General features: G+C 48.8%; 19 protein-coding genes and 3 tRNA genes. 12 read left to right on the top strand and 10 right to left on the bottom strand.

Annotated elements, in window-relative coordinates; translation table 11 throughout:
- Positions 1 to 151: 151 nt before the first annotated feature.
- Genes HRU77_14000 through rpoE form a run of 3 tightly spaced genes read right to left on the bottom strand, consistent with a single transcriptional unit; the run spans position 152 to position 2,299 of the window.
- A complete protein-coding gene (locus HRU77_14000) occupies positions 152 to 1,147 on the bottom strand; it encodes a MucB/RseB C-terminal domain-containing protein (GenBank protein QOJ21695.1) in 996 nt (331 codons plus the stop codon).
- Positions 1,144 to 1,698 (bottom strand): sigma-E factor negative regulatory protein, encoded by a 555-nt coding sequence (locus HRU77_13995; GenBank protein ID QOJ21694.1) that lies wholly within the window; start codon positions 1,696 to 1,698, stop codon positions 1,144 to 1,146. Before HRU77_13995 ends, HRU77_14000 begins: the two co-directional genes overlap by 4 nt.
- 1 nt (position 1,699) lies before the next feature.
- Complete coding sequence (gene rpoE, locus HRU77_13990; GenBank protein ID QOJ21693.1) at positions 1,700 to 2,299, bottom strand: RNA polymerase sigma factor RpoE; 600 nt, start codon at positions 2,297 to 2,299, stop codon at positions 1,700 to 1,702.
- Between the two features lie 263 nt (positions 2,300 to 2,562).
- On the opposite strand from rpoE, the gene nadB reads away from it, so the two are divergent.
- The gene (nadB, locus tag HRU77_13985; GenBank protein ID QOJ21692.1) at positions 2,563 to 4,158 is read left to right on the top strand and encodes an L-aspartate oxidase; all 1,596 of its coding nucleotides are present in this window, start codon (positions 2,563 to 2,565) and stop codon (positions 4,156 to 4,158) included.
- Between the two features lie 76 nt (positions 4,159 to 4,234).
- Here the strand turns inward: nadB and HRU77_13980 are convergent, their stop codons facing one another.
- Positions 4,235 to 4,471: a hypothetical protein gene (locus HRU77_13980; GenBank protein ID QOJ21691.1), complete on the bottom strand. Its 237-nt coding sequence runs from the start codon at positions 4,469 to 4,471 to the stop codon at positions 4,235 to 4,237.
- 275 nt (positions 4,472 to 4,746) lie between these two features.
- Entirely contained in the window at positions 4,747 to 5,190 is a 444-nt protein-coding gene (locus HRU77_13975) for a hypothetical protein (protein ID QOJ21690.1), read from the bottom strand.
- 135 nt (positions 5,191 to 5,325) lie between these two features.
- On the opposite strand from HRU77_13975, the gene HRU77_13970 reads away from it, so the two are divergent.
- On the top strand, positions 5,326 to 6,384 hold the full coding sequence (locus tag HRU77_13970; GenBank protein QOJ21689.1) for a folate-binding protein YgfZ: 1,059 nt from the start codon (positions 5,326 to 5,328) through the stop codon (positions 6,382 to 6,384).
- A 21-nt stretch (positions 6,385 to 6,405) separates the two neighbouring features.
- Here HRU77_13970 and HRU77_13965 read toward each other — a convergent pair whose 3' ends face one another.
- Positions 6,406 to 7,110: a DUF502 domain-containing protein gene (locus tag HRU77_13965; protein ID QOJ21688.1), complete on the bottom strand. Its 705-nt coding sequence runs from the start codon at positions 7,108 to 7,110 to the stop codon at positions 6,406 to 6,408.
- A gap of 432 nt (positions 7,111 to 7,542) precedes the next feature.
- Here HRU77_13965 and HRU77_13960 point away from each other — a divergent pair, with 432 nt between their 5' ends.
- Positions 7,543 to 9,006: a dynamin family protein gene (locus tag HRU77_13960; GenBank protein QOJ21687.1), complete on the top strand. Its 1,464-nt coding sequence runs from the start codon at positions 7,543 to 7,545 to the stop codon at positions 9,004 to 9,006.
- Between the two features lie 26 nt (positions 9,007 to 9,032).
- Here HRU77_13960 and HRU77_13955 read toward each other — a convergent pair whose 3' ends face one another.
- A complete protein-coding gene (locus HRU77_13955) occupies positions 9,033 to 9,242 on the bottom strand; it encodes a hypothetical protein (protein QOJ21686.1) in 210 nt (69 codons plus the stop codon).
- Positions 9,243 to 9,334: 92 nt separating this feature from the next.
- Between HRU77_13955 and rpsO the strand changes: the two genes are divergently transcribed.
- On the top strand, positions 9,335 to 9,604 hold the full coding sequence (gene rpsO / locus HRU77_13950; protein QOJ21685.1) for a 30S ribosomal protein S15: 270 nt from the start codon (positions 9,335 to 9,337) through the stop codon (positions 9,602 to 9,604).
- A 136-nt stretch (positions 9,605 to 9,740) separates the two neighbouring features.
- A complete protein-coding gene (pnp, locus tag HRU77_13945; GenBank protein ID QOJ21684.1) occupies positions 9,741 to 11,861 on the top strand; it encodes a polyribonucleotide nucleotidyltransferase in 2,121 nt (706 codons plus the stop codon).
- Positions 11,862 to 11,958: 97 nt separating this feature from the next.
- On the opposite strand, the gene dksA is transcribed toward pnp, so the two are convergent.
- Positions 11,959 to 12,384, bottom strand: a complete 426-nt coding sequence (gene dksA, locus HRU77_13940) for an RNA polymerase-binding protein DksA (protein ID QOJ21683.1) — start codon at positions 12,382 to 12,384, stop codon at positions 11,959 to 11,961.
- Between the two features lie 282 nt (positions 12,385 to 12,666).
- On the opposite strand from dksA, the gene HRU77_13935 reads away from it, so the two are divergent.
- From HRU77_13935 to HRU77_13915, 5 genes are all read left to right on the top strand, one after another.
- Positions 12,667 to 12,743 (top strand) — tRNA-Pro (locus HRU77_13935).
- A gap of 35 nt (positions 12,744 to 12,778) precedes the next feature.
- Positions 12,779 to 12,855: transfer RNA gene (locus tag HRU77_13930), tRNA-Arg, on the top strand.
- Positions 12,856 to 12,938: 83 nt separating this feature from the next.
- Positions 12,939 to 13,014: transfer RNA gene (locus tag HRU77_13925), tRNA-His, on the top strand.
- 146 nt (positions 13,015 to 13,160) lie between these two features.
- Positions 13,161 to 16,082, top strand: coding sequence for an aconitate hydratase (locus HRU77_13920; protein QOJ21682.1), 2,922 nt, complete (start codon positions 13,161 to 13,163; stop codon positions 16,080 to 16,082).
- Between the two features lie 128 nt (positions 16,083 to 16,210).
- Positions 16,211 to 16,690 (top strand): hypothetical protein, encoded by a 480-nt coding sequence (locus HRU77_13915; GenBank protein ID QOJ21681.1) that lies wholly within the window; start codon positions 16,211 to 16,213, stop codon positions 16,688 to 16,690.
- Positions 16,691 to 16,741: 51 nt separating this feature from the next.
- On the opposite strand, the gene guaA is transcribed toward HRU77_13915, so the two are convergent.
- Both guaA and guaB read right to left on the bottom strand, forming a co-directional pair.
- The gene (gene guaA / locus HRU77_13910) at positions 16,742 to 18,304 is read right to left on the bottom strand and encodes a glutamine-hydrolyzing GMP synthase (GenBank protein QOJ21680.1); all 1,563 of its coding nucleotides are present in this window, start codon (positions 18,302 to 18,304) and stop codon (positions 16,742 to 16,744) included.
- Positions 18,305 to 18,316: 12 nt separating this feature from the next.
- A complete protein-coding gene (gene guaB, locus HRU77_13905) occupies positions 18,317 to 19,780 on the bottom strand; it encodes an IMP dehydrogenase (protein QOJ21679.1) in 1,464 nt (487 codons plus the stop codon).
- Between the two features lie 171 nt (positions 19,781 to 19,951).
- On the opposite strand from guaB, the gene HRU77_13900 reads away from it, so the two are divergent.
- Both HRU77_13900 and HRU77_13895 read left to right on the top strand, forming a co-directional pair.
- Positions 19,952 to 20,395 (top strand): DUF4124 domain-containing protein, encoded by a 444-nt coding sequence (locus tag HRU77_13900; protein ID QOJ21678.1) that lies wholly within the window; start codon positions 19,952 to 19,954, stop codon positions 20,393 to 20,395.
- Positions 20,325 to 21,731, top strand: coding sequence for a hypothetical protein (locus HRU77_13895; GenBank protein ID QOJ21677.1), 1,407 nt, complete (start codon positions 20,325 to 20,327; stop codon positions 21,729 to 21,731). Before HRU77_13900 ends, HRU77_13895 begins: the two co-directional genes overlap by 71 nt.
- Positions 21,732 to 21,820: the final 89 nt, after the last annotated feature.

The following is a 21,820-nucleotide window of genomic DNA, read 5'->3' as shown; positions in this document are numbered from 1 at the left end:
GATTTTGTCCTTACTTTACATATGTGCAGCAATCCACAGGGTATGATAACTCTCTATATCTTCGAACCGGGGAAATGTTCAATTCTTGCTTATGAACATATTTGGAAAGCCGGGGGATTTTGCAAGTTTAGCGTGCTTCAACTTGCGGAAATTAATTTTTTTTAACAACAGAATCGCCTATTCGTTTAATTGTTTCCAACGGAACTTCACCGACCGTTGTTATTTTATGATCATCGAGCATACGAACATAAATATTGATGGCGCCACGACTGGTAAAAAAACCGGGAACCGGTGACGGCGCATCCTTGCTAATCGGTTCAATAAAAACGGAAACTGTGGCAAGCCCGTCGGATACTGCAATATGATCGACCAGCGCGGTTTTCTCAGTTAAGTTGCGCTTCATTTCAACCAACTTCCTGAAACCGGCAGGCAGATTCTTGATCTGCCACTGTAATTCACCTTCATTCAAAATGGAGGTCAACAGGCTTGTCGTCTTCCAATCATTCGTAACCAGTATTTGGTCCGGTTTTAATTGACTGGGATCGATTTCCCTATCGATTTCCAGTTGTGCGAAAGCGAATTGCTCAATGATTTGATCACCGTTGACGACAGCCGCTTTAACGGGCACCCCTGTTTTAGCGTCAATCCAAAATTGATATCCATAACGGAAGGAATCTCTCGGTGTTAGAGATAGAACCTGGCATTCATAGTCTGAAACCCGTTCGCGTCCGGCTTCCTTGACGTAGTAATTCCTGTCAACATCATCCAGCGGGAATGGGAGAATATCAGGAAAGAACTTACGGAACCAACGTTTTTCAGTATATATTTTTTTACTGTCCGGCAGATAACACTGCATTTCATCGTTAGTGCGAAAAACAATGCGCGGCGATCCATCTAAAATTTCAATTCTTTCGCGTTCACCGGCTTGATCAGCCTTGTGCACAATGCGCGACGTTTCCATATGCCCATTGGCATAATATACGAATGTTCCCGAATAATTGTGCCGACGCGGCGCATCAGCCATTTTTTTTAGCCAGTCAAGCGCACTTTCCGTTGAGCGAGATAATTCTTGTGCACATACCGCTTGAAAACTGATTACTGCCAATAAAAACAGCGAAAACAGCGCGAATATTCTGCGACTCATCATCTCCCATATCTTTCGCGATAGTCTGTCACGTTATTGACATTGGTAACTTGCCCATTCATTGTGATTCCTGGAGAAAACTCACGGTGCACAAACAGGTAGTCATTCATTTCAACGGGAGGATGGGAATAATTATGAATCAAGGGAGGGGAAGAAACTACAACAGGAGAGGCGGTTAACGTATTGTCACGTTTGGATTGCTCCGCCACGATTATTTGCTGCGGTTTATATAAATTATGCATAATCACCCATCCCGAGACCATCGCGATTATTGAAGCAGCCATTGAAAACGCCAGGACTTTATGCTTTTGTCTTTTTTCTGTGGTGCGGGACGTATTGGGAGAAAGAACAATCGGCTCGGCTTTTAACTTGTGACTAACACCCGAAGAAATATTCATTGATAATCGTGAGGATTGCCGTAGCGCATCACCGATCAAATGATACGTTTTCCACTCATTACGCAAATCGTCATCTTTTTTTATCGCTTCAAAAATACTTGAAACGTCTTGTTGATCAAGTTCACCATCCATTAATGCAGATACTTTACTTTTCACGTTACCACCTCTTGTCTTTACTTGTCCCTAGCAAAGGACGCAACTGTTCGGATATCGCTTCACGCGCACGAAATATACGTGAACGCACGGTCCCTATAGGACAACTCATAATATTGGCAATTTCTTCATAACTTAATCCGTCAATTTCCCTCAAAATAATCGCTGTTCGCAATTCTTCAGGCAACGAATCGAGTGTCTGATTAACCGTTTGAGCAATTTCTTGGCTCATCAGTTCACTTTCGGGCGTATTCATTTCCTTCAGCAAACCGCTATCTTCAAAATCTTCAGCATCCTCATTGTCGAATCCTTGCAATGTCGGAAGCTTACGTCCTTGAGATACTAGAAAATTCTTTGCTGTATTAATACCAATCCGGTATAGCCATGTATAAAAAGCACTATCTCCACGAAAAGAAGGTAAAGCTCTATACGCCTTAATAAAAGCTTCTTGCGTCACATCCTCAACTTCGGCCGCGTCGCGTATGAACTGCGATAACAAGCGCGCTAGCTTTCGTTGATACTTAATGACTAGTAGATCAAATGCATGCTTATCTCCGCCTTGAACTCGTTCTACTAACTGTTGATCGATTTCCCGATCCCCCATACAACTTGGTCCCTGAGCATTTTGAATAAATTTAAATTTACTCTTGTTCTGTTATTAAATGTTGCATAATGGCGCAACAGAATAAGTATACATATCCAAATGAATCTCGGAAACCTGTAATGGCATCGCAATCGTTTCAAAGACAATTAATCCTATCAATTAGTTCACAATTTAGCTTTTTGACTTTAAAAAATAAAACAATGCGTAAATTTGCGTTTGCTGTTTTTTTAATTCATCAATGACCAAAATATAAATCCAGCTTAATGTCTAATAACAATTTCGACACCTTGATTATCGGCAGCGGACTGGCCGGATTTACACTGGCACTGCATTTAGCGCAATACAAAAAGGTCTGCATAGTCACTAAACAAACCACTGACTCAGGCGCCAGTTCTTGGGCACAAGGTGGAATTGCAGCGGCATTATCAACAAATGATTCTCCAGCAAAACATGTGCACGATACATTAGTCGCCGGAGCCGGTTTATGTGATGAGGAAGTCACCCGACATGTGGCCGAGAATGCAGCAAACGCAATCCATTGGTTGATAAGCCAAGGCGTTATTTTCACCAGCGACCGGACTAGTGAAACGGGATATCACTTGACAAAAGAAGGCGGTCACAGCACAAGGCGCATCATTCATAGCGGTGATGCCACAGGAAAAGCTGTTCAGCAAGCTTTAATCCAGAAAATACGAAATCACCCGAACATATCGATATTGGAACATCATATCGCCATTGATCTGATTACTAGCGACAAATTGCCGGGTTATACAAATCTGCAGAAAAAAAGATGTTTTGGTGCTTATATCCTGGACAAGAAAAAAGATAAAGTACTGACATTCACCGCGCAAAATACCGTCCTAGCAACTGGAGGGGCCAGTAAAGTCTATTTATATACCACCAATCCGGACACAGCGACAGGTGATGGCATCGCCATGGGGTGGCGTGCGGGTTGCCGGATTGCCAATATGGAATTCATCCAGTTTCATCCGACATGTCTTTATCATCCTCACGCAAAATCGTTCCTAATCAGCGAAGCCGTACGCGGCGAAGGCGGTTTATTGAAATTACCCAATGGCGAGCGTTTCATGCTGCACCATGATCCGCGCGCCGAACTAGCGCCGCGCGATATTGTTGCCCGTGCCATCGACTTTGAAATGAAAAAAAGAGGACTGGATTGCGTCTATCTGGACATATCCCATAAACCAGCCGGTTTCTTGCAAGAACATTTCCCGACCATTTACGCCCGTTGCCTGGAATTGGGCATCGACATCACTCGGGAACCTATTCCGGTTGTTCCGGCGGCGCACTATACCTGCGGCGGAGTGGTTACCGACAAGTATGGCAAAACCGATCTCGACAATCTGTATGCCATCGGAGAGACCGCGCATACCGGGTTACACGGCGCTAACCGTCTCGCCAGTAATTCTTTGCTCGAATGCTTGGTACTGGCGCAAGCAGCCGGAAACAATATCGCCAATCAACCGGCGAATGGATTACCCCGGCTTCCCGATTGGGATGAGAGCCGGGTTACGGATGCAGATGAAGAAATTGTCATCGCGCACAACTGGGATGAATTGCGCCGTTTTATGTGGAATTACGTCGGTATTGTGCGTACCACCAAACGGTTGCAACGTGCACAGCACCGCATTGCGCTATTACATGAAGAAATCAACGAGTACTATATAAACTTCCGCGTCAGCAGTGATTTGTTAGAGTTACGCAACCTTGTCGATAGCGCGGATCTCATCGTGCGATCCGCCATGCTGCGCCATGAAAGCCGGGGATTGCACTATAGCAAGGATTACCCGGACACGTTGCCAGTGGCGCACAATACAATATTGAAGAAAGAAATTTAACTACGTAGCCGTTCCAATTGCTCCTAAGCCGGTTAAACCGGCCCAGACTAAAACAAGATAGTGCCATTCTAAAAGACTAACTGCATTTTCCGGTTTCAGAACCATCACTCTTGGTTTCCGTACCGTCTTCTTTCACACAAGAATTCTGGCAAACACCTGATTTTTTACATGCCTTTCCAGCTGGGAGGCTCTTTTTATCAATACAGGCTCCATCCACCAAATAGCAGACTTGGTTCGCACCGCAAGCGGTTTTTCCGTCTTTTTCAGTATCCAGGCTACATGCGGCAAAAGCATGACTGGTAGCAAGCACCATTACAAGAACCAGTATCAATGCATTAACAGTTTTTTTTAAGCATATCTCCTCTTCTTTTTAGTTTACAAATAAATCCCCTTATTGCATTGTTAGAATAGCAGAAAAATTTTCTACCGCATGGAAATTGTTTTTACCGCCTGCGTCAGAAAATACTTCTCAATACATTGCAAGCTTACTTTGATCACAATCCGCCAATACTTGAAAAACCAAGAAATCTCTATTAATCATAGCCTGTTATCCCATAAAGTTTATCCGCGGCAATTCACTCTGAAGATTTATCGCTTCTCCCGATCATTTTTCCATTTCCACCGCAACCAAATCCGTAATTGCCTGAACTCCTCCGCATCCATGCTATCCGGCAGTATCACTACACTGCGCATGAAAAACCGCTCAACCGGATGCAAGCTGATAACGGTGAGATAGGGAGCGACAAAGGTACTATCCGATAGGCCGCAAGCCACCGATTGGCCGGAACGCGCTATCAAAATGCAAGACATCTCATCCGTCAGCGTCAAAGCCACGACTGCATCGTGCGCCGTAAGCAACGCATCTTTGCGCAAATAATAAATCAGGCTGACGATCAACAAAGCAGCGATCGCCGCTTTCACGCCCAGCGGCAGCACCAGCGGCCATAATACGAGGCCAGCGGCGGCATGAGCCAGACAAAGCAGCACCGCAAGATAATAGGAAGGCTGAAGACGAACAAGCAAATTGGACATATTTAAATTACCAATCTACCTCTCATGATTACAGCAAGCAGAATTTCGCGCAGTAGTAAAGTTGCCGCCTGGCGATGCGCTCGCTTGGATTGGTATCGTATAATCATCGCCCGTTAATTTATCTGTCGTTTTTGTATGAACCCAGCCTGGCAAACCTTTTTATGCAATCATCGCGCCGTTATTGAAAATTCTGGTGTAATTCATTTCGGCGATAGCGCAGTGGAACTTCAAGATACACAAATAGCTACTGTAATGGCTGACCTTTCGCATTACAGTCTCATCCGTTTTTCCGGAGAAGACGCGAAAACCTTTTTGCAAAGTCAGTTTACTTGCGATATCCGGGAAATTAATCCGCACAAGGCGCAATACGGCAGTTACTGCACCCCCAAGGGTCGGATTTTGGCCACTTTCCTGCTCTGGCAACAAGGCGATGATTTTCTGATGCAATTGCCTGCCAGTCTAGCCGCGGCCATTCAAAAACGATTGTCGATATACGTGTTGCGTGCAAAAGTAACAATAACGGATGCAAGCGATGATTGGATCCGCGTCGGCATTGCAGGGCCGCGCGCCATCGCGCTGCTTGACACTGTTACCGGCACCTCAAGCAGCTTCAGCCAATCGTTGCAAGTCATGCATGATAATGAAATCAGTAAGCTTTATCTTTCTCAACAGCGCATCGAATTGATCACAACACCGGGAAATGCTCCCGAACTCTGGAACCGCCTGAGTCAACACGCAAAAAATATCGGCGCCGGTTGCTGGGATTGGCTGACAATCACATCCGGAATCCCGGTTATTTTGCCTGAAACCCAGGAAATGTTTCTGCCTCAGATGGTCAATCTGGACGCAATCGGCGGTGTCAGTTTTAAGAAGGGTTGTTATCCGGGACAAGAAATTGTGGCGCGCACGCAATATCTTGGCAAACTCAAGCGGCGCATGTTTCTAGCGCATATCAACACAGCGCAAACCGTCACAGCGGGTGATGCGCTTTACAGCAGCGACATGAAAGATCAATCCAGCGGTAATATCGTTAATGCAGCATCATCGCCGCAAGGTGGTTTTGACGTTCTGGCCGTGATCCAGCAAAGCAGTGCCGATACTTGTCCGGTTCATTGGCAATCGCTGCAAGGGCCGGTATTAGAAATTGAATCCCTGCCCTACCCGTTACCGGATTCAATAGCAACGGCCGACTGATGTGGCGCATTAGAATCCGTTTTATTGCCTCCAATCTTCCGGCGCATACTGCTTGTCATGGGAAAAATTCAAATTCTCCGGCGCATTGGTGCCGCCCGTTACAACAAACGTCATCGCTTCTTCCGTCGTCCAATCGGTCAATATCACGTCTTCCATCGGCAAGATTTCAATATAACCGGATGTCGGATTGGGTGCGGTCGGCACATAAACAGCGGCAAGCTTTTTCCCGCTGCTTTTATCCGTCATGACTTTGGTGATAAATCCGACCACTTTCATTCGCGACGATGGAAAACTAATCAGCACAACGCGCTGTCCGGTAACCGGCGGCTGGCTGATGGTGTGCAGGAAACGTTTGGTAGCGCCATAAATCGTTTGTACCAAAGGCAATCGCGCCAGAATATTTTCATAGATACCGATGACTTTCTTGCCAATCACAAATGATGCCAGCAGCCCGATTCCATAGAGACTCATGATGGTTAGCAACGCAGCCACGGCTTGCTGAAAATGAGAGTCGAGCAACCAACTGGCCGTGGTATCCGAGAATGGCCGGACAGCTCGCGCCATTCCTTTGAGCAAGGGATCGCCGATCTGCGCCAATAAATTCAATAAAAAATCAAATACCAGCCACGTCACCCACAGCGGCGCCACCGTAAGAAAGCCTATTAATATATAGCGACCCAGGTGAGCGGAACGCGGGGCATGTTGCTCATTACTCTCGGTTGACATGTTTTAATTTTTCTCCAGCGAGATTTACCTAATCGATTCTTTATTTTCTTCCGGTCAAGGAGCGCTAAACGCCTGCAAACCGCCCGCAGGCAGTAGTGCATAAGACGGGCTATGATAATATTTTTTTGCGCGAAACCGGTACAAATATTAGAAATATCATATACTGGCACAGCAACGGTGTTCTTGGTAGAATCGCCGGGTTCGTTGCAAAAATTTCTGACATAGATCGACTGGCATTGAACATGCGCTATCCGTAAAACTGTTTTCATTGGCTCATTGGCTGCGGAAAAATTTTGGCCAATGTACATTCCGTAAAAACCGAAACCACCTACCGAAAACAGCACCATCTCATGCAGAAAAAATGAATCGTTAAACTAAAAATCACCCTGGTACCATTCAGAGTGTACTTTATAAGATTGAAAAGGGATCGTTATGTCACAAAGCTCAACACAAATAAATAAGTATCTTAAGAGTTTACAGAAACACTTAGCTGATGAGCATCCGGATAACCCGACACTTGCCAACGCGGTGAAAAGTTTCAGAAAAATGGACTATGTTGGCCATAGCATGGGACTACTCAATAAAGATGAGTCTTACGCAACCTGTGTTACGTGGTGGCCCATGATTGCCGTACTAGGCACTTTTTCTGCTGGAAAGTCGACCTACATCAATTCTTATCTGGACATGAAGCTGCAGCGCACCGGCAATCAAGCCGTCGATGACAAATTCACGGTCATTTGCTATAGCCGCCACAATGAAGCAAAAACACTACCCGGTATCGCGCTTGACGCCGATCCCCGCTTTCCGTTTTTCCAGATCAGCCGCAGTATTGAAGAAATCTCCGAAGCCGGGCAGGAGCGCATTGATGCTTATCTGCAGTTAAAAACCTGCCCATCCGAAAATATCCGCGGAAAAATTCTGATCGACTCCCCCGGTTTTGACGCCGACAATCAACGTGCATCGACATTGCGTTTAACTCAGCACATCATTAACTTATCCGATCTGGTTTTGGTATTCTTTGATGCACGCCACCCCGAACCGAAGGCCATGCAAGATACACTGGCTTATTTGGTATCGGCCAGCGTGAATCGCGCCGATGCGAATAAATTCCTGTACATTCTGAATCAGATTGATGTCACGGCACAGGAGGACAATCCGGAGGAAGTCGTTTCCGCTTGGCAACGTTCACTCGCGGAAGTCGGCTTAGTCACGGGGCGGTTCTACCGGATCTACAATCCAGCTGCTGCCGTACCGATCGCCAATCCGCATATCCGGGAACGCTTTGAGAAAAAACGTGAAGAAGATATGGCCGACATCAATGCAAGAATGCATCAGATCGAAGTTGAGCGCTCTTACCGCATTGTCGGAAAATTAGAACAAACCGCCAAAGGCATTAAGAATCAGATCGTCAACAAACTTTCCGATATGCTGAAAAAATGGAAAAGTAAGGTGGTTTTATTTGACGGTCTGGCTTTTGGCACACTGGCGGTTTTGGCTGGGATCGCTCTCACCATGAATGAATCTTGGGGTCTTTTGAAAACTTTCCAGGAAGAACTCATGCAAGGTGAAACCCCGGCAATCGCCATAGCCACTTTTCTGCTGGTCAGTATTATTTTTATCCACTTCGCCATCCGCCGGGCAGTTGCCAATAAACTACTGAAGAATCTGGCGAATGAAATCGGCAATGATCACGAAACCTACAAGCAATATATGCAAGCATTTAATAAAAGCACCGCCGCGTACCGCCCGATGTTTCTAAGCGGGCCTGCCGGCTGGAATGACGTTGCGCAGCAAACAATCGATGAAATCATCAACGAAGCCAACGATTATATTCAAGCATTGAACGATCAGTTCACGAATCCATCGGGAAATGGAGGCGAGAACTCACAAGTTTGAGATCTTGAGCGATGGAGGATCATCATTTACTGATCGCGAGTGTTTCCATTATCGCGCAACCATTCACACTCACCTTTACTGCGCTTGGGAATAGCAAACTGAATTGATAAAAAAGCCCAACTAATCCTATTAATTCCTTTTTTTGCTATCTCTTGCGCCAATTGAGTATTGCGTACGCATACCGTCATCGGCATTTTTTCGCTTATCCATCCCATCCAATTCACGCTGAACGTCATGTCTTGATCTGATTTGGACAAGAACAAGATTAAAGAGTAAAATTCCCGCTCTTTAATAAATGGTAGTAATTTAATCACCGGAGAATTAACTTATGTCAGTTACAATCGACCAAAAAGCACAGATAGTGCGTGACTATCAAAGAGCCGAAGGGGATACTGGCTCTCCAGAAGTACAGATTGCGCTTTTAACAACCAGAATCAATGACTTGATCGGACACTTTAAGACACATGTCAAGGATCACCATTCCCGCCGCGGTCTGTTACGTATGGTGGGCCGCCGCCGTAAGCTGCTTGACTATCTCAAGAACCGTAACGCTGACTCCTATCAGACACTGATTGAACGTCTCGGTTTACGCAAATAAATGTTCTTTTTAATATCGGCTCGTATTGATCGCATGGATCAGTGTTCATCCCGATTGTCATGTGATCGATCTTCCTGTCTGCAAGCAAAATCAAAATTCGGAAAGATTCATCAAATAGGAAAAAAAGGATTGTTAATTGAAACCTATTAAGAAGAGCATTACCTATGGGCGCCACCAACTAACACTGGAAACCGGTGAAATAGCACGACAATCGCATGGCGCCGTAATGGTCACAATGGACGATACCGTAGTGCTTGTTACCGTAGTTGGCGCAAAAAATATAAAACCCGGACAAGATTTTTTCCCGCTCACCGTTGATTACCAAGAAAGATCATATGCCGCAGGTAGAATACCCGGCAGTTTCTTCAAGCGGGAAGGCCGTCCTTCCGAGAAGGAAACGTTAACCTCACGGCTCATCGACCGCCCAATCCGTCCGCTCTTTCCCGAAGGCTTCTACAACGAAGTGCAAATAGTAGCCACCGTGATGTCGGCCGACAATGAGATCGATCCCGATATTCCTTCCATCATTGGCACTTCCGCCGCATTGATTCTTTCCGGCATCCCGTTTGACGGCCCGCTCGGCGCAGCGCGAGTCGGTTATATCAATAATGAATACATTCTCAATCCAACCACTTCGGAATTAAAAGACACACAATTGAACCTGGTTGTGGCAGGTACGCAACAAGCCGTTCTGATGGTTGAGTCTGAAGCCATGGAGCTTTCAGAAGAAGTCATGCTCGGTGCGGTAACCTTCGGTCATGAGCAAATGCAGGTGGTTATCAATGCAATAAATGAATTTGCCGATGAAGCCGGTGTTACGGCTTGGGATTGGACACCGCCGGAAAAAGATGTTGCATTTGAGGAAAAAATTACCGCTCTGGCGGAAGCCGATTTACGGCAAGCGTACAAAATTAAACAAAAACAGGCACGAACTGAAGCTATCGAAGCAATCAGTCAACGCATCTCCACAGAATTAGGTGTCGATACGGAAAGCGGCCCCGATCTTCAATCGTTTAAGGAAGCCTTTTTCTCGCTGGAATCAAAAATCGTGCGTAACCAGATTCTGGATGGAGAACCCCGGATTGACGGCCGCGGCACACGCACTGTCCGTCCCATCACAATCCGTAACGGCATACTGCCGCGCGCACATGGCTCGGCACTGTTTACTCGGGGTGAAACTCAGGCGTTAGCGATTGCAACGCTGGGCACTGCACGCGATGAACAAAAAATCGATTCGCTGCAGGGTGATTACAACGACAGGTTCATGCTGCACTACAACATGCCGCCTTACGCAACCGGAGAAATCGGCCGCGTCGGCACACCAAAACGCCGTGAAATTGGTCACGGCCGTCTTGCCAAGCGCGCCCTTGCCGCTGTATTGCCCACACCGGAAGAATTCGGTTATTCATTGCGCGTCGTATCGGAAATTACCGAATCCAACGGTTCCAGCTCCATGGCGTCGGTTTGCGGCGGCTGTCTTGCACTAATGGATGCCGGCGTACCGCTCAAGGCGCATGTCGCCGGTATCGCCATGGGTTTGATTAAAGATGGCAACCGTTTTGCTGTACTGACCGATATTCTGGGCGACGAGGATCATCTCGGTGATATGGATTTTAAAGTAGCCGGCACCGAAAAAGGCATTACCGCACTCCAAATGGACATAAAAATCCAAGGCATCACTAAAGAAATCATGCATGCAGCCCTGATACAGGCGCATGAAGGGCGGATGCACATCCTGCAAATTATGAAGCAAGCACTGCCGTCCACCCGGGAAGACATCTCGGTCCATGCACCGCGCATCATCAAATTAAAAATCAATCCGGAAAAAATCCGCGATGTCATCGGTAAAGGTGGCGCAGTCATACGAACACTAACGGAAGAAACTGGTACGACCATTGACATCACCGATGACGGTCAAGTGACGATTGCGTGTGTCAATGCGGAAGGTGGCGAATTGGCCAAAAAACGTATAGAAGATATTACCGCCGAAGTGGAAGTTGGAAAAATTTATGATGGTGTAGTACTAAAATTGCTTGATTTTGGCGCCATTGTCAGCGTACTACCCGGAAAAGATGGCTTGTTACATATTTCACAAATTGCGAATGAGCGCGTCAGCAACGTTTCCGATCATCTGAATGAAGGCCAGCAAGTTCGCGTCAAAGTGCTCGAAGCCGATGACAAAGGGCGATTGCGCTTAAGCATGAAAGCTGCAGCAGCCGATGAAGGCAGTACAGATTCTGCTACGGAAGAGACTTAAATCGCGGCATTCTGATTTTAATCTGACAAAAGCCCTGTCATTAAGACAGGGCTTTTTTTATTTTTCCAGCCATAACCAGCCTGACTGCCATTCACAGTTATTTTGCTACCTGCTTCTCGCGCATTTCATCCAATGTTTTGCAATCAATGCAAAGTGTCGCAGTTGGCCGTGCCTCCAAACGCTTTAAGCCAATTTCCACACCGCAGCTATCACAATAACCATAATCCCCAGAATCAATCTTGCCAATGATTTCATCAATTTTCTTGATCAGTTTGCGCTCCCGGTCGCGATTACGCAGCTCGAGCGTCATATCGGACTCCTGACTGGCGCGATCATTAGGATCGGCAAACACCGTCGCTTCATCCTGCATGGTATGAACAGCACGGTCTATATCCTGCCCCAATTCAACCTTCATGTCTTCCAGTATCTTACGAAAATGCACCAGTTGATCAGGACTCATGTATTCTTCGCCTGCTTTTGGTTCATAGGGAGTCACTTGTTTACTTTGCAGCTCATTTGGCATCTCTAAGGCTCCTCTTCAATTCCTGTCGCGTACAAAAATCGCATAGTATTATCAGAAAATGTATTAGATAACAAGTCATTTATGACTTGTTATCTAATTATTACCGGATCGCATTTTAAAATAGCATAAAAATTCAAATTTAATTTGTGACATTACTCATGCTGGATGCAAGTATTTTCAACTTCTCATAGACTTCTCATAGCGAAAAAAACACTAACTGATCTGCTCGGCGCACGAAGAAATTGACGTATCAAAACTAAATAGGTATAGTGTCGCCTTTTCCGGGGTGTAGCGTAGCCTGGTAGCGCGCCTGGTTTGGGACCAGGATGTCGGGAGTTCAAATCTCTCCACCCCGACCAATTTCAGCCCTAATATTTAGAGCAAGCCCGATTTGGTGCCCGTAGCTCAATCGGATAGAGCACCAGCCTTCTAAGCTGGGGGTTACAGGTTCGATTCCTGTCGGGCACGCCACAAATATTTCCTGACAAATGGACTGAATTGCTCAACTCAGTTTGTGTATATACTCAACAAACTGCGCCGTTCTCTTATTTATGGTGGCTGTAGCTCAGTTGGTAGAGTCCCGGATTGTGATTCCGGTTGTCGTGGGTTCGAGTCCCATCAGCCACCCCATGTAACATTTATCCCTGTCGTTCAGTTTCAATGTTGAATCTCCCTCGCGCCCAATGGAAGCGTGACTTTATCCGCTCGAAAATATATATTAGCGGCAGAACGCTTTATTTACCCGCTAATCCGCCTTATTCTTAGGAACCATACCGATGAGCCACAATTTATTCGATAGCCTGCGTGAATTATCCCTAGCCCCCGGAAACACTGCGAAATACTATTCACTTCCGGCACTGGAGAAAAACGGCATTGGAAAAATTTCCCGCTTGCCGGTATCGATTCGTATCATATTGGAATCGGTATTACGGAACTACGACAACAAAAAAATCGCGGAAACTCATATCCGTCAACTGGCCAATTGGAAACCCGATGCCGCCAGAGTGGATGAAATACCGTTTGTGGTTTCGCGCATCGTGTTGCAGGACTTTACCGGTGTACCGCTGCTGGTCGATCTTGCCGCCATGCGCAGCGCGGCAGTAAGACTGGGGAAGAATCCCAAACTGATCGAACCCTTGGTTCCCGTCGATCTGGTCGTCGATCACTCGATTCAGGTCGACCACTATGGTACAAAAGACGCGATCAACCGCAATATGGAAATAGAATTTTTCCGTAATAACGAACGTTATCAGTTCATCAAATGGGGCATGCAGGCATTTGACACGTTCAAGGTGATCCCTCCCGGAATCGGCATCGTGCACCAAGTCAACCTCGAATACCTCGCCCGTGGCGTACATCAAAAAGATGGGTTCATTTTTCCAGATACGCTGGTCGGCACCGATTCGCATACCACCATGATCAACGGCATCGGCGTTGTCGGCTGGGGTGTCGGCGGGATTGAAGCGGAAGCCGGCATGCTGGGGCAGCCGGTTTATTTCCTGACACCTGATGTCGTCGGCGTTAATTTAACCGGTCATCTGCGCGAAGGCGTAACCGCAACCGATCTGGTGCTGACGATTACGGAAATGCTGCGCAAAGCGAACGTCGTCGGCAAGTTTGTCGAATTCTTTGGTGAAGGAACCGCTTCATTGACACTGCCCGACCGCGCCACGATCGCCAACATGGCGCCGGAATACGGCGCAACGATGGGTTTCTTTCCGGTCGATGACGCAACCATCGACTACTTCAAAGGCACCGGACGCAGCCAGGAAGAAATTGCCGCTTTTCAAAGGTATTTCCAAGCGCAGCAATTGTACGGCATCCCCAAGAAGGGCGACATTGACTATAGCAGCGAGCTCTCGCTGGATCTGAGCTCAGTCACATCCTCGCTGGCAGGACCCAAACGTCCGCAGGATCGCATTGAACTCGCAACAATCAAATCGCGCTTTACCGAACTCTTCAACAAACCCGTCAAAGAAAGCGGCTACGGCAAACAAAACGACGACATCCAGCAGCGTTACGCCCTGCGCGATGTGCATACGCAAGAACCCGAAGTATGTGTCGACTCCGGCATACCCAACGGTAGCCGCGTACCGGCACCCGGCTCTGGCGCGGCAGCGAGTGCGAACAAAGAACAGGCAGCGGAAAATACCACCCCTGCGGAACGCCGCATGGTTTCCCGCAACGTTGCGGAAATGGTTAACAATCGTCCCGCACCCAACGCAGCTGATTTATGCCATGTCGAATTGAACGGTTCAAGCATTGACTTGGGTCACGGCGATGTCTTGATCGCCGCCATCACATCCTGTACCAACACGTCCAACCCCAGCGTGCTGATCGCCGCCGGGTTGCTGGCTAAAAAGGCGGTGGAAAAAGGTTTGTCGGTCAAGCATCACATCAAAACATCGCTGGCGCCAGGCTCGCGTGTGGTTACCGATTACTTGCACGTCACCGGACTCCTGCCCTATCTCGAGCAACTGGGTTTCAATCTGGTCGGCTACGGCTGCACCACCTGCATCGGCAACGCCGGGCCGTTATCCGAGCCGATTGAAGAAGCGGTCGTAAAAAACGATCTGGTCTGCGCCGCGGTGTTATCTGGTAACCGCAATTTCGAAGCGCGTATCCATTCGAACATCCGTGCCAACTTTTTAGCATCGCCGCCGCTGGTGGTCGCGTACGCAATCGCGGGCAGCGTTCTGAAAGACCTGACGGCCGAACCCTTGGGCATCGGCAAAAACAACCAGCCGGTCTGGCTGAAAGATATCTGGCCGAGCAGCGCCGAAGTCCATGCCTTGTTGAAATATGCCGCCAACGCCGATACTTTCCGGCAGCTCTACAGCAATCTCACCAAGGATCATGCGCTGTGGAATAGCGTTACTTCGGTTACCGGGCAAACCTACAACTGGCCGCAATCGACTTACATTGCCGAACCGCCCTTCTTTGCAGACTTCTCGTTACAACCGGCAGCAAGTGGCGGCAATGACATCAAAAACGCTTATGCATTGGGCGTATTCGGCGATTCAGTGACAACCGACCATATCAGCCCGGCAGGTTCGATCAAGGAAACTTCGCCCGCCGGACGTTATCTGCTCGATCATCATGTCGGCAAAGCTGATTTCAACAGCTACGGCGCCCGCCGTGGACACCACGAAGTGATGATGCGCGGCACCTTCGCCAACGTGCGCATCAAGAATCTGATGATTCCCGGTAGCGAAGGCGGTGTCACTCTCTACCAAGGTGCTGCCGGATCTGTACCGGAACAAATGAGCATTTACGATGCCGCGATGAAGTATCAGGCACAAGGCATTCCGACGGTTGTTTTCGGCGGCAAGGAGTACGGCACCGGCTCGAGCCGCGACTGGGCTGCCAAGGGTACGCAGCTTTTGGGGGTCAAAGCGGTGATCGCCACCAGTTTCGAGCGCATCCACCGCAGCAACCTGATCGGCATGGGCGTTCTGCCGCTGCAATTCAAAGGTAATGACAGCGTCGAATCGCTCGGCATCAAAGGTGATGAACAGTTCGATATTACCGGACTGGATAACATTCAGCCGCAGCAAGACGTCACGTTAAATATTCGCAGAAAAGATGGCAGTAACCAGACCGTACAACTGCTATGCCGCATCGATACCGCGATCGAGGTGGATTACTTCAAACACGGCGGCATTTTGCCTTATGTGCTGCGCGAGTTGATGGCATAGGCGATCACTCGTTTTATTAAAACAAATAATAATATTTTCATATTGTTAATAACATCACAACGGCCTCTGTTTATATAACGCCGGATGCCATATAGTGCGTCTATGATAATAAAAGCGGAGGTAGTCCGATGATGTACGATCTGGTTGATAAAGTTTTTAAAACACTTTTATCTTTAAATGAGGAAGATGAGAGAAAATTTGCCGATGCGAGAAAAGACATCAACCACATCAACCATATCCTGCACGACATGATCACTATCGACACCAAAAGCTCCGCACTGCTAACGCACGTTTCCGTCATGCTGGCGGTTGTAATCGGCATGCTGTTCACGTTGATCGGCCCGAAGGAAAGCGGAAGTATTCTGGCTTATATGCTAAAAATTGAAATGGTGGCTTACGCCGTCGTCGCCATGGTGCTGCTTCGATGCCTCGATATCATGGGACCGCCATTCCGGAGACTCGGAAATGAAATGCACGAAATCGATGCCCAATACCATCAAGAAATAGTCATTAGAAGAGCAATCTATCAATTGATGTCGCGGGTTGTTTTTATTTTGACGGTCGTATTGGTCTTGATTACATTCTTGAAGATTTTCGGTTTTCAGTAAGCTTGCAACACTTACCTTACGAATGTTCATGATAACGCTAAAGAGACTGCGCTACTCCCACTCAATCGTCGCCGGCGGCTTGCCGGAAATGTCGTAAACAACGCGGTTGATGCCGCGGATTTCGTTGATGATGCGGTTGGAAACCTTGCTTAACAGTGAGTACGGCAGTTCTGCCCAGTTGGCTGTCATGAAATCCTGCGTTTGCACGGCTCTGAGGGCAATGACATATTCATAGGTGCGTCCGTCCCCCATGACGCCGACGGATTTGACCGGCAGAAACACTGCGAACGCTTGCGAGGTTTTATCGTACCAGCCGGCGTGTTGCAGTTCCTCGATAAAAATTTGGTCAGCTTGTCTCAGCAGCTCGGCGTATTCGTATTTCACTTCACCCAGGATGCGCACCCCTAAGCCGGGACCTGGGAACGGATGACGGAAAACCATATCACGCGGCAAACCCAGCACCAGACCCAATTCGCGCACCTCGTCCTTGAACAATTCGCGCAACGGCTCGAGCAGTTTCAAATGTAACGTTTCCGGCAAGCCGCCGACATTATGGTGCGATTTGATGGTGTGCGCTTTCTTGGTTTTACCTCCAGCGGATTCGATCACATCGGGATAAATCGTACCCTGCGCCAGCCATCTGGCGTCGCTGATTGCAGCGGATTCGCGTTGAAATACCTCGACAAATTCGCGGCCGATGATTTTCCGCTTCATTTCCGGGTCGGTGACACCCTTAAGGTTACGATAGAAATCGCGGCTGGCATCGACATGGATCACTTTGACCGCTAAGTTTTTCGCAAACGTTTCCATGACTTGCCGGGCTTCGTTAGCGCGCAGCAAACCGTTGTCGACAAACACACAGGTCAACTGATCGCCGATGGCGCGATGAATCAACGCCGCCGCGACCGAGGAATCGACGCCACCGGATAATCCCAGAATCACCCGGTCGTTACCCACCGCCGCGCGGATTTTACCGATTGCTTCTTCGACGTAATCCGGCATATTCCAATCGCGCCCGATACCACAAATATCGTGCACGAAACGGTTGATGATCGCTTTGCCTTGCAGCGTATGCGTGACTTCGGGATGAAACTGGATACCGTAAAAGCGGCGACTATCGTCCGCCATCGCGGCGATCGGCGTGGCGGCGTTACACGCCATCACGGTGAATCCATCCGGCAACGAAACCACGGCGTCGCCATGACTCATCCAGACTTCCAGCAGTTTTTTTCCATCCTTATCCGCGCGGTCTTGGATATCCTGAAATAACGCGCCGTGCGGCGTCGTTTGCAGTTCGGCATAACCGAATTCGCGCACCGCGGCATTCTCAACCGTACCGCCCAATTGCGCCGCCATCGTCTGCATACCGTAGCAGATGCCCAGCACCGGCACACCGAGTTCAAAAACGATTTGCGGCGCGCGCGGCGTTTCGTCCTCGGTTACCGAAGCGGGACCGCCGGACAGGATAATGCCTTGCGGTGCGAAGGTTTTGATAAATTCAGGATCGGCATCGTACGGATGCAATTCGCAATACACATTGGTTTCACGCACGCGCCGCGCGATCAACTGCGTGTACTGTGAACCGAAGTCCAGGATCAGGATTTTTTGATGCATGGAAAAGAATAATTACTTGACGTGATAATTAGGCGCTTCTTTGGTGATTTGCACATCGTGCACGTGCGATTCACGGATACCGGCTGATGTAATCTCGACAAACTCCGCCCGCTGGTGCATCGCCGCAATTGATTCGCAGCCCAGGTAACCCATGCTCGAACGCACACCGCCCATCAATTGATGAATCACCGCGGAAAGGCTGCCTTTGAACGGTACACGTCCCTCCACACCCTCGGGCACCAGCTTATCGTTGTTTTTTTGCTCTTTGTCTTGGAAATAGCGGTCACTGGATCCTTGCTGCATCGCCGATAGCGAACCCATGCCGCGGTAGCTTTTGTACGAACGCCCTTGGAATAATTCGATTTCACCCGGCGCTTCCGTCGTGCCGGCGAATAAGCCGCCAAGCATCACAGTATTCGCACCCGCCGCCAGCGCCTTGGCGATATCGCCGGAATAACGGATGCCGCCGTCGGCGATCATCGGCACGCCGCAACCTTTGAGTGCTTCGGAGACATTATGAATGGCGGTGATTTGTGGAATGCCGACGCCCGCGACGATACGCGTGGTGCAAATGGAACCGGGGCCGATGCCCACTTTTACCGCATCCGCGCCATGATCGACCAGTGCCCGGGCCGCCGCTGCCGTCGCGACGTTTCCGCCGATCACCTGCACCGACGGCAGGTTCTTTTTAACCCATGCAACCCGGTCCAGCACACTTTGCGAGTGACCGTGCGCGGTATCGACCACGATCACATCGGCGCCGGCTTCGGCCAGCGCGATTGCGCGTTCTTCGCTGCCCTCTCCGACACCGATCGCTGCTCCGACCCGCAGCTGTTCCTGTTCATCTTTGCAGGCCAACGGATATTCCGATGTTTTGATAATGTCCTTTACGGTGATCAAGCCGCACAATTCAAATTGATCGTTGACCACCAGCACACGTTCCAGCCGGTGTTTGTGCAACAGCGCCAGCACTTCCGCGCGCGGCGTATCTTCCTTGACCGTCACCAGACGGCTTTTCGGCGTCATGATGTGTTTGACGATCTGATCGAGATTGGTCTCAAAACGCAAATCCCGGTTGGTCACGATACCGACGACTTTCTTACCGTTCACCACCGGTAATCCCGAGATCTTATGCTGGCGGATCAACTCCAGCACTTCGCGCACGGTCATATTCTGATGGATGGTCACGGGATCTTTAACTACGCCGCTTTCAAAGCGTTTGACTTGCGCGACATGCGCGGCTTGCGCCTCGATCGGCATATTTTTATGGATAATACCGATGCCGCCTTCCTGCGCCAAGGCAATCGCCAGCGGCGCTTCGGTCACCGTATCCATGGCCGCCGACAGAACAGGGAGATTGAGTGTGATGGTACGCGTCAATTGCGTTGCCAAGCTGACATCACGCGGCAAAACCGTCGAGTGGGCTGGAATCAACAGAACATCGTCAAAGGTCAGCGCTTTTTGAATCAATTGCATGATAACAATCCTTGGCAAAGCGATATTATAGCCAAATTCGGCGGCAAATTTTGTGCCAAATAGACTGAGAATACAACATATTTCCAGCGGATATGATTTAATGCGGAAAATCTTTAAGTTGCGCAAACACGAAACCGATGTATTTCGGATGATTCATTTTCTGGAGCCGCTATGAGAATTTTTGCAGTTGCCGTGATCGTTCTGCTACTCAACACCAATACCTACGCACAAATTTATAAGTGGATCGATAAAAACGGTAAAACGCAATACACCGATCAACCGCCCCCGCCGGACGCCGCCAAAGAGGAAAAAAGGTTAAATATCAGATCCGGGCCGGTCTCAGGAAGTCAAAACAAATCTAGCAATTTATCCGAACAACGAGAGGAATTCGACAAGCGGCGGCAGCAGCAACGAGAAGAAGATGCCAAGCAGCAAGCCAAATCGGAGGAAAACAAAAAAAAATGTATAGACGCCCAAACTCAGCTTAAAATGTACGCCGATTCGCCGCGCTTGACGATTCCCGATGGGGCCGGCGGTATGATGTATGTCGATGACGATCTGCGCCAAAGAAAAATTGCTGATGCCAACAAAGCGGTCGCAACTTATTGTAAATAAAACTGCGTTCTTGAACGAGATGACGGTATTCCGCAGCAAACTACTCATTGTTATTTTTCTCTTTCTAACAGGTACTTCGGTTTCGGCTGAAGTACCTGTTTCACATTCCGGGCACGATCATAGCGCGCGGGTGAAAACCGCTTTTCCCGCTGATCATGCAGCGCAACCCGGGATGCACTGGCAAATCCTGCCTGGTGAAGATATTCCGCAGATCGCCCGCCTGATGTTCCCGGACAATGCGCGTATGCGCGATGCTTTTATACGAGCGGTCATCCGCAACAATCCGCAACTCTTTCCCGATCGTGTTTATCAACCCATCCCGGCGGGAACCACAGTCTACATCCCCGATCTGCGAACGATCGGCGCTTATGCAAAACCACTAACCCGCAAACACACAAGCAACGCACCCCAGAGCGCGCGCAAGCATCCGCCGCAAGCACCGGCTCAAGTTAGCGCGCAAGCCGGTTTCAGTCACGATCATCCGGTATGGCAGCTTATCGAACACCTGGAAAAAATCGCCGAGGAAGAGACCGGCGAGCTCAACAAGCTGCTCAATCGCATCGAATCCATCGAGAAACAAATCGTCGCGATGCAGTCTTTGCTCTCGGCAAGTGTCGCAGCGGCAAACAAACCTCTCGCCGAGATCGCGCACAGTACTCAGCTAGCAGAAAACGCGCAGCAACAGCAAAACACAGCACCACCTGCCGGGCATGAAATAACGCCGCTGCAATCCAGCTCACCGCAACCGGTCAATCCGGCTGCGCCGGTTGAAAGCGGCGCCGCTCCGGCGGAGCCTGCCTTGTTTTCGGATAACGCATTACTTCTTGGCATACTGCTGATACTGTTGATCGTCATAGTGATCGTGCGCAGCTATCGCAAAATCAAGGCAAGACTGGCGCAATCGCGCGATGCATCGCTGCTGCCGGATGCCGCCGAACGGCACCAATACGAAGCGCTGTTGCTGCGCCGCACTGAGCAAAATACCGGATCGGCGGAAAATCCGCCGGAACCATCCGGCCAAGCTGTAGCCGAGGCGCGCGCGCTGATCGAACAGGAAAATCCGGATGCAGCCGTTCAATTACTGCAAAAGCACCTTGCCCAAAACCAGCACGATATCCCCGGCTGGCTCCTGCTATTCGAGCTGCTGTACAAAGCCAGCAACAAAAGAGATTTCAAGAAAAATGCCCGCCGCTTCAAACGGCTCGGCGAATTCCCCAATATCTGGCAGCAAATCCAGAAATTAGGCAATCAACTCGAACCGGATGAATCGCTCTACTTCGACGAACAAAAGCGCAAAGAAAAGTTTTTTTCCGACGCAGGGGATTCGGATAAATAAAAAGCGCCGATGTTGTTACCCTCGGCGCTTCTTAGCTGGTTAATTTACGTGTAAGAATTTCTAGCGTTGTTTACAGTATTCAGGAGAAT

Source organism: Gammaproteobacteria bacterium (genome assembly GCA_015709615.1).
In the GTDB taxonomy this organism is placed as follows: Bacteria; Pseudomonadota; Gammaproteobacteria; order Burkholderiales; family Nitrosomonadaceae; genus Nitrosomonas.
Note: the sequence above shows the minus strand (reverse complement) of the source record. Positions and strands in the feature narration are given on the sequence as shown.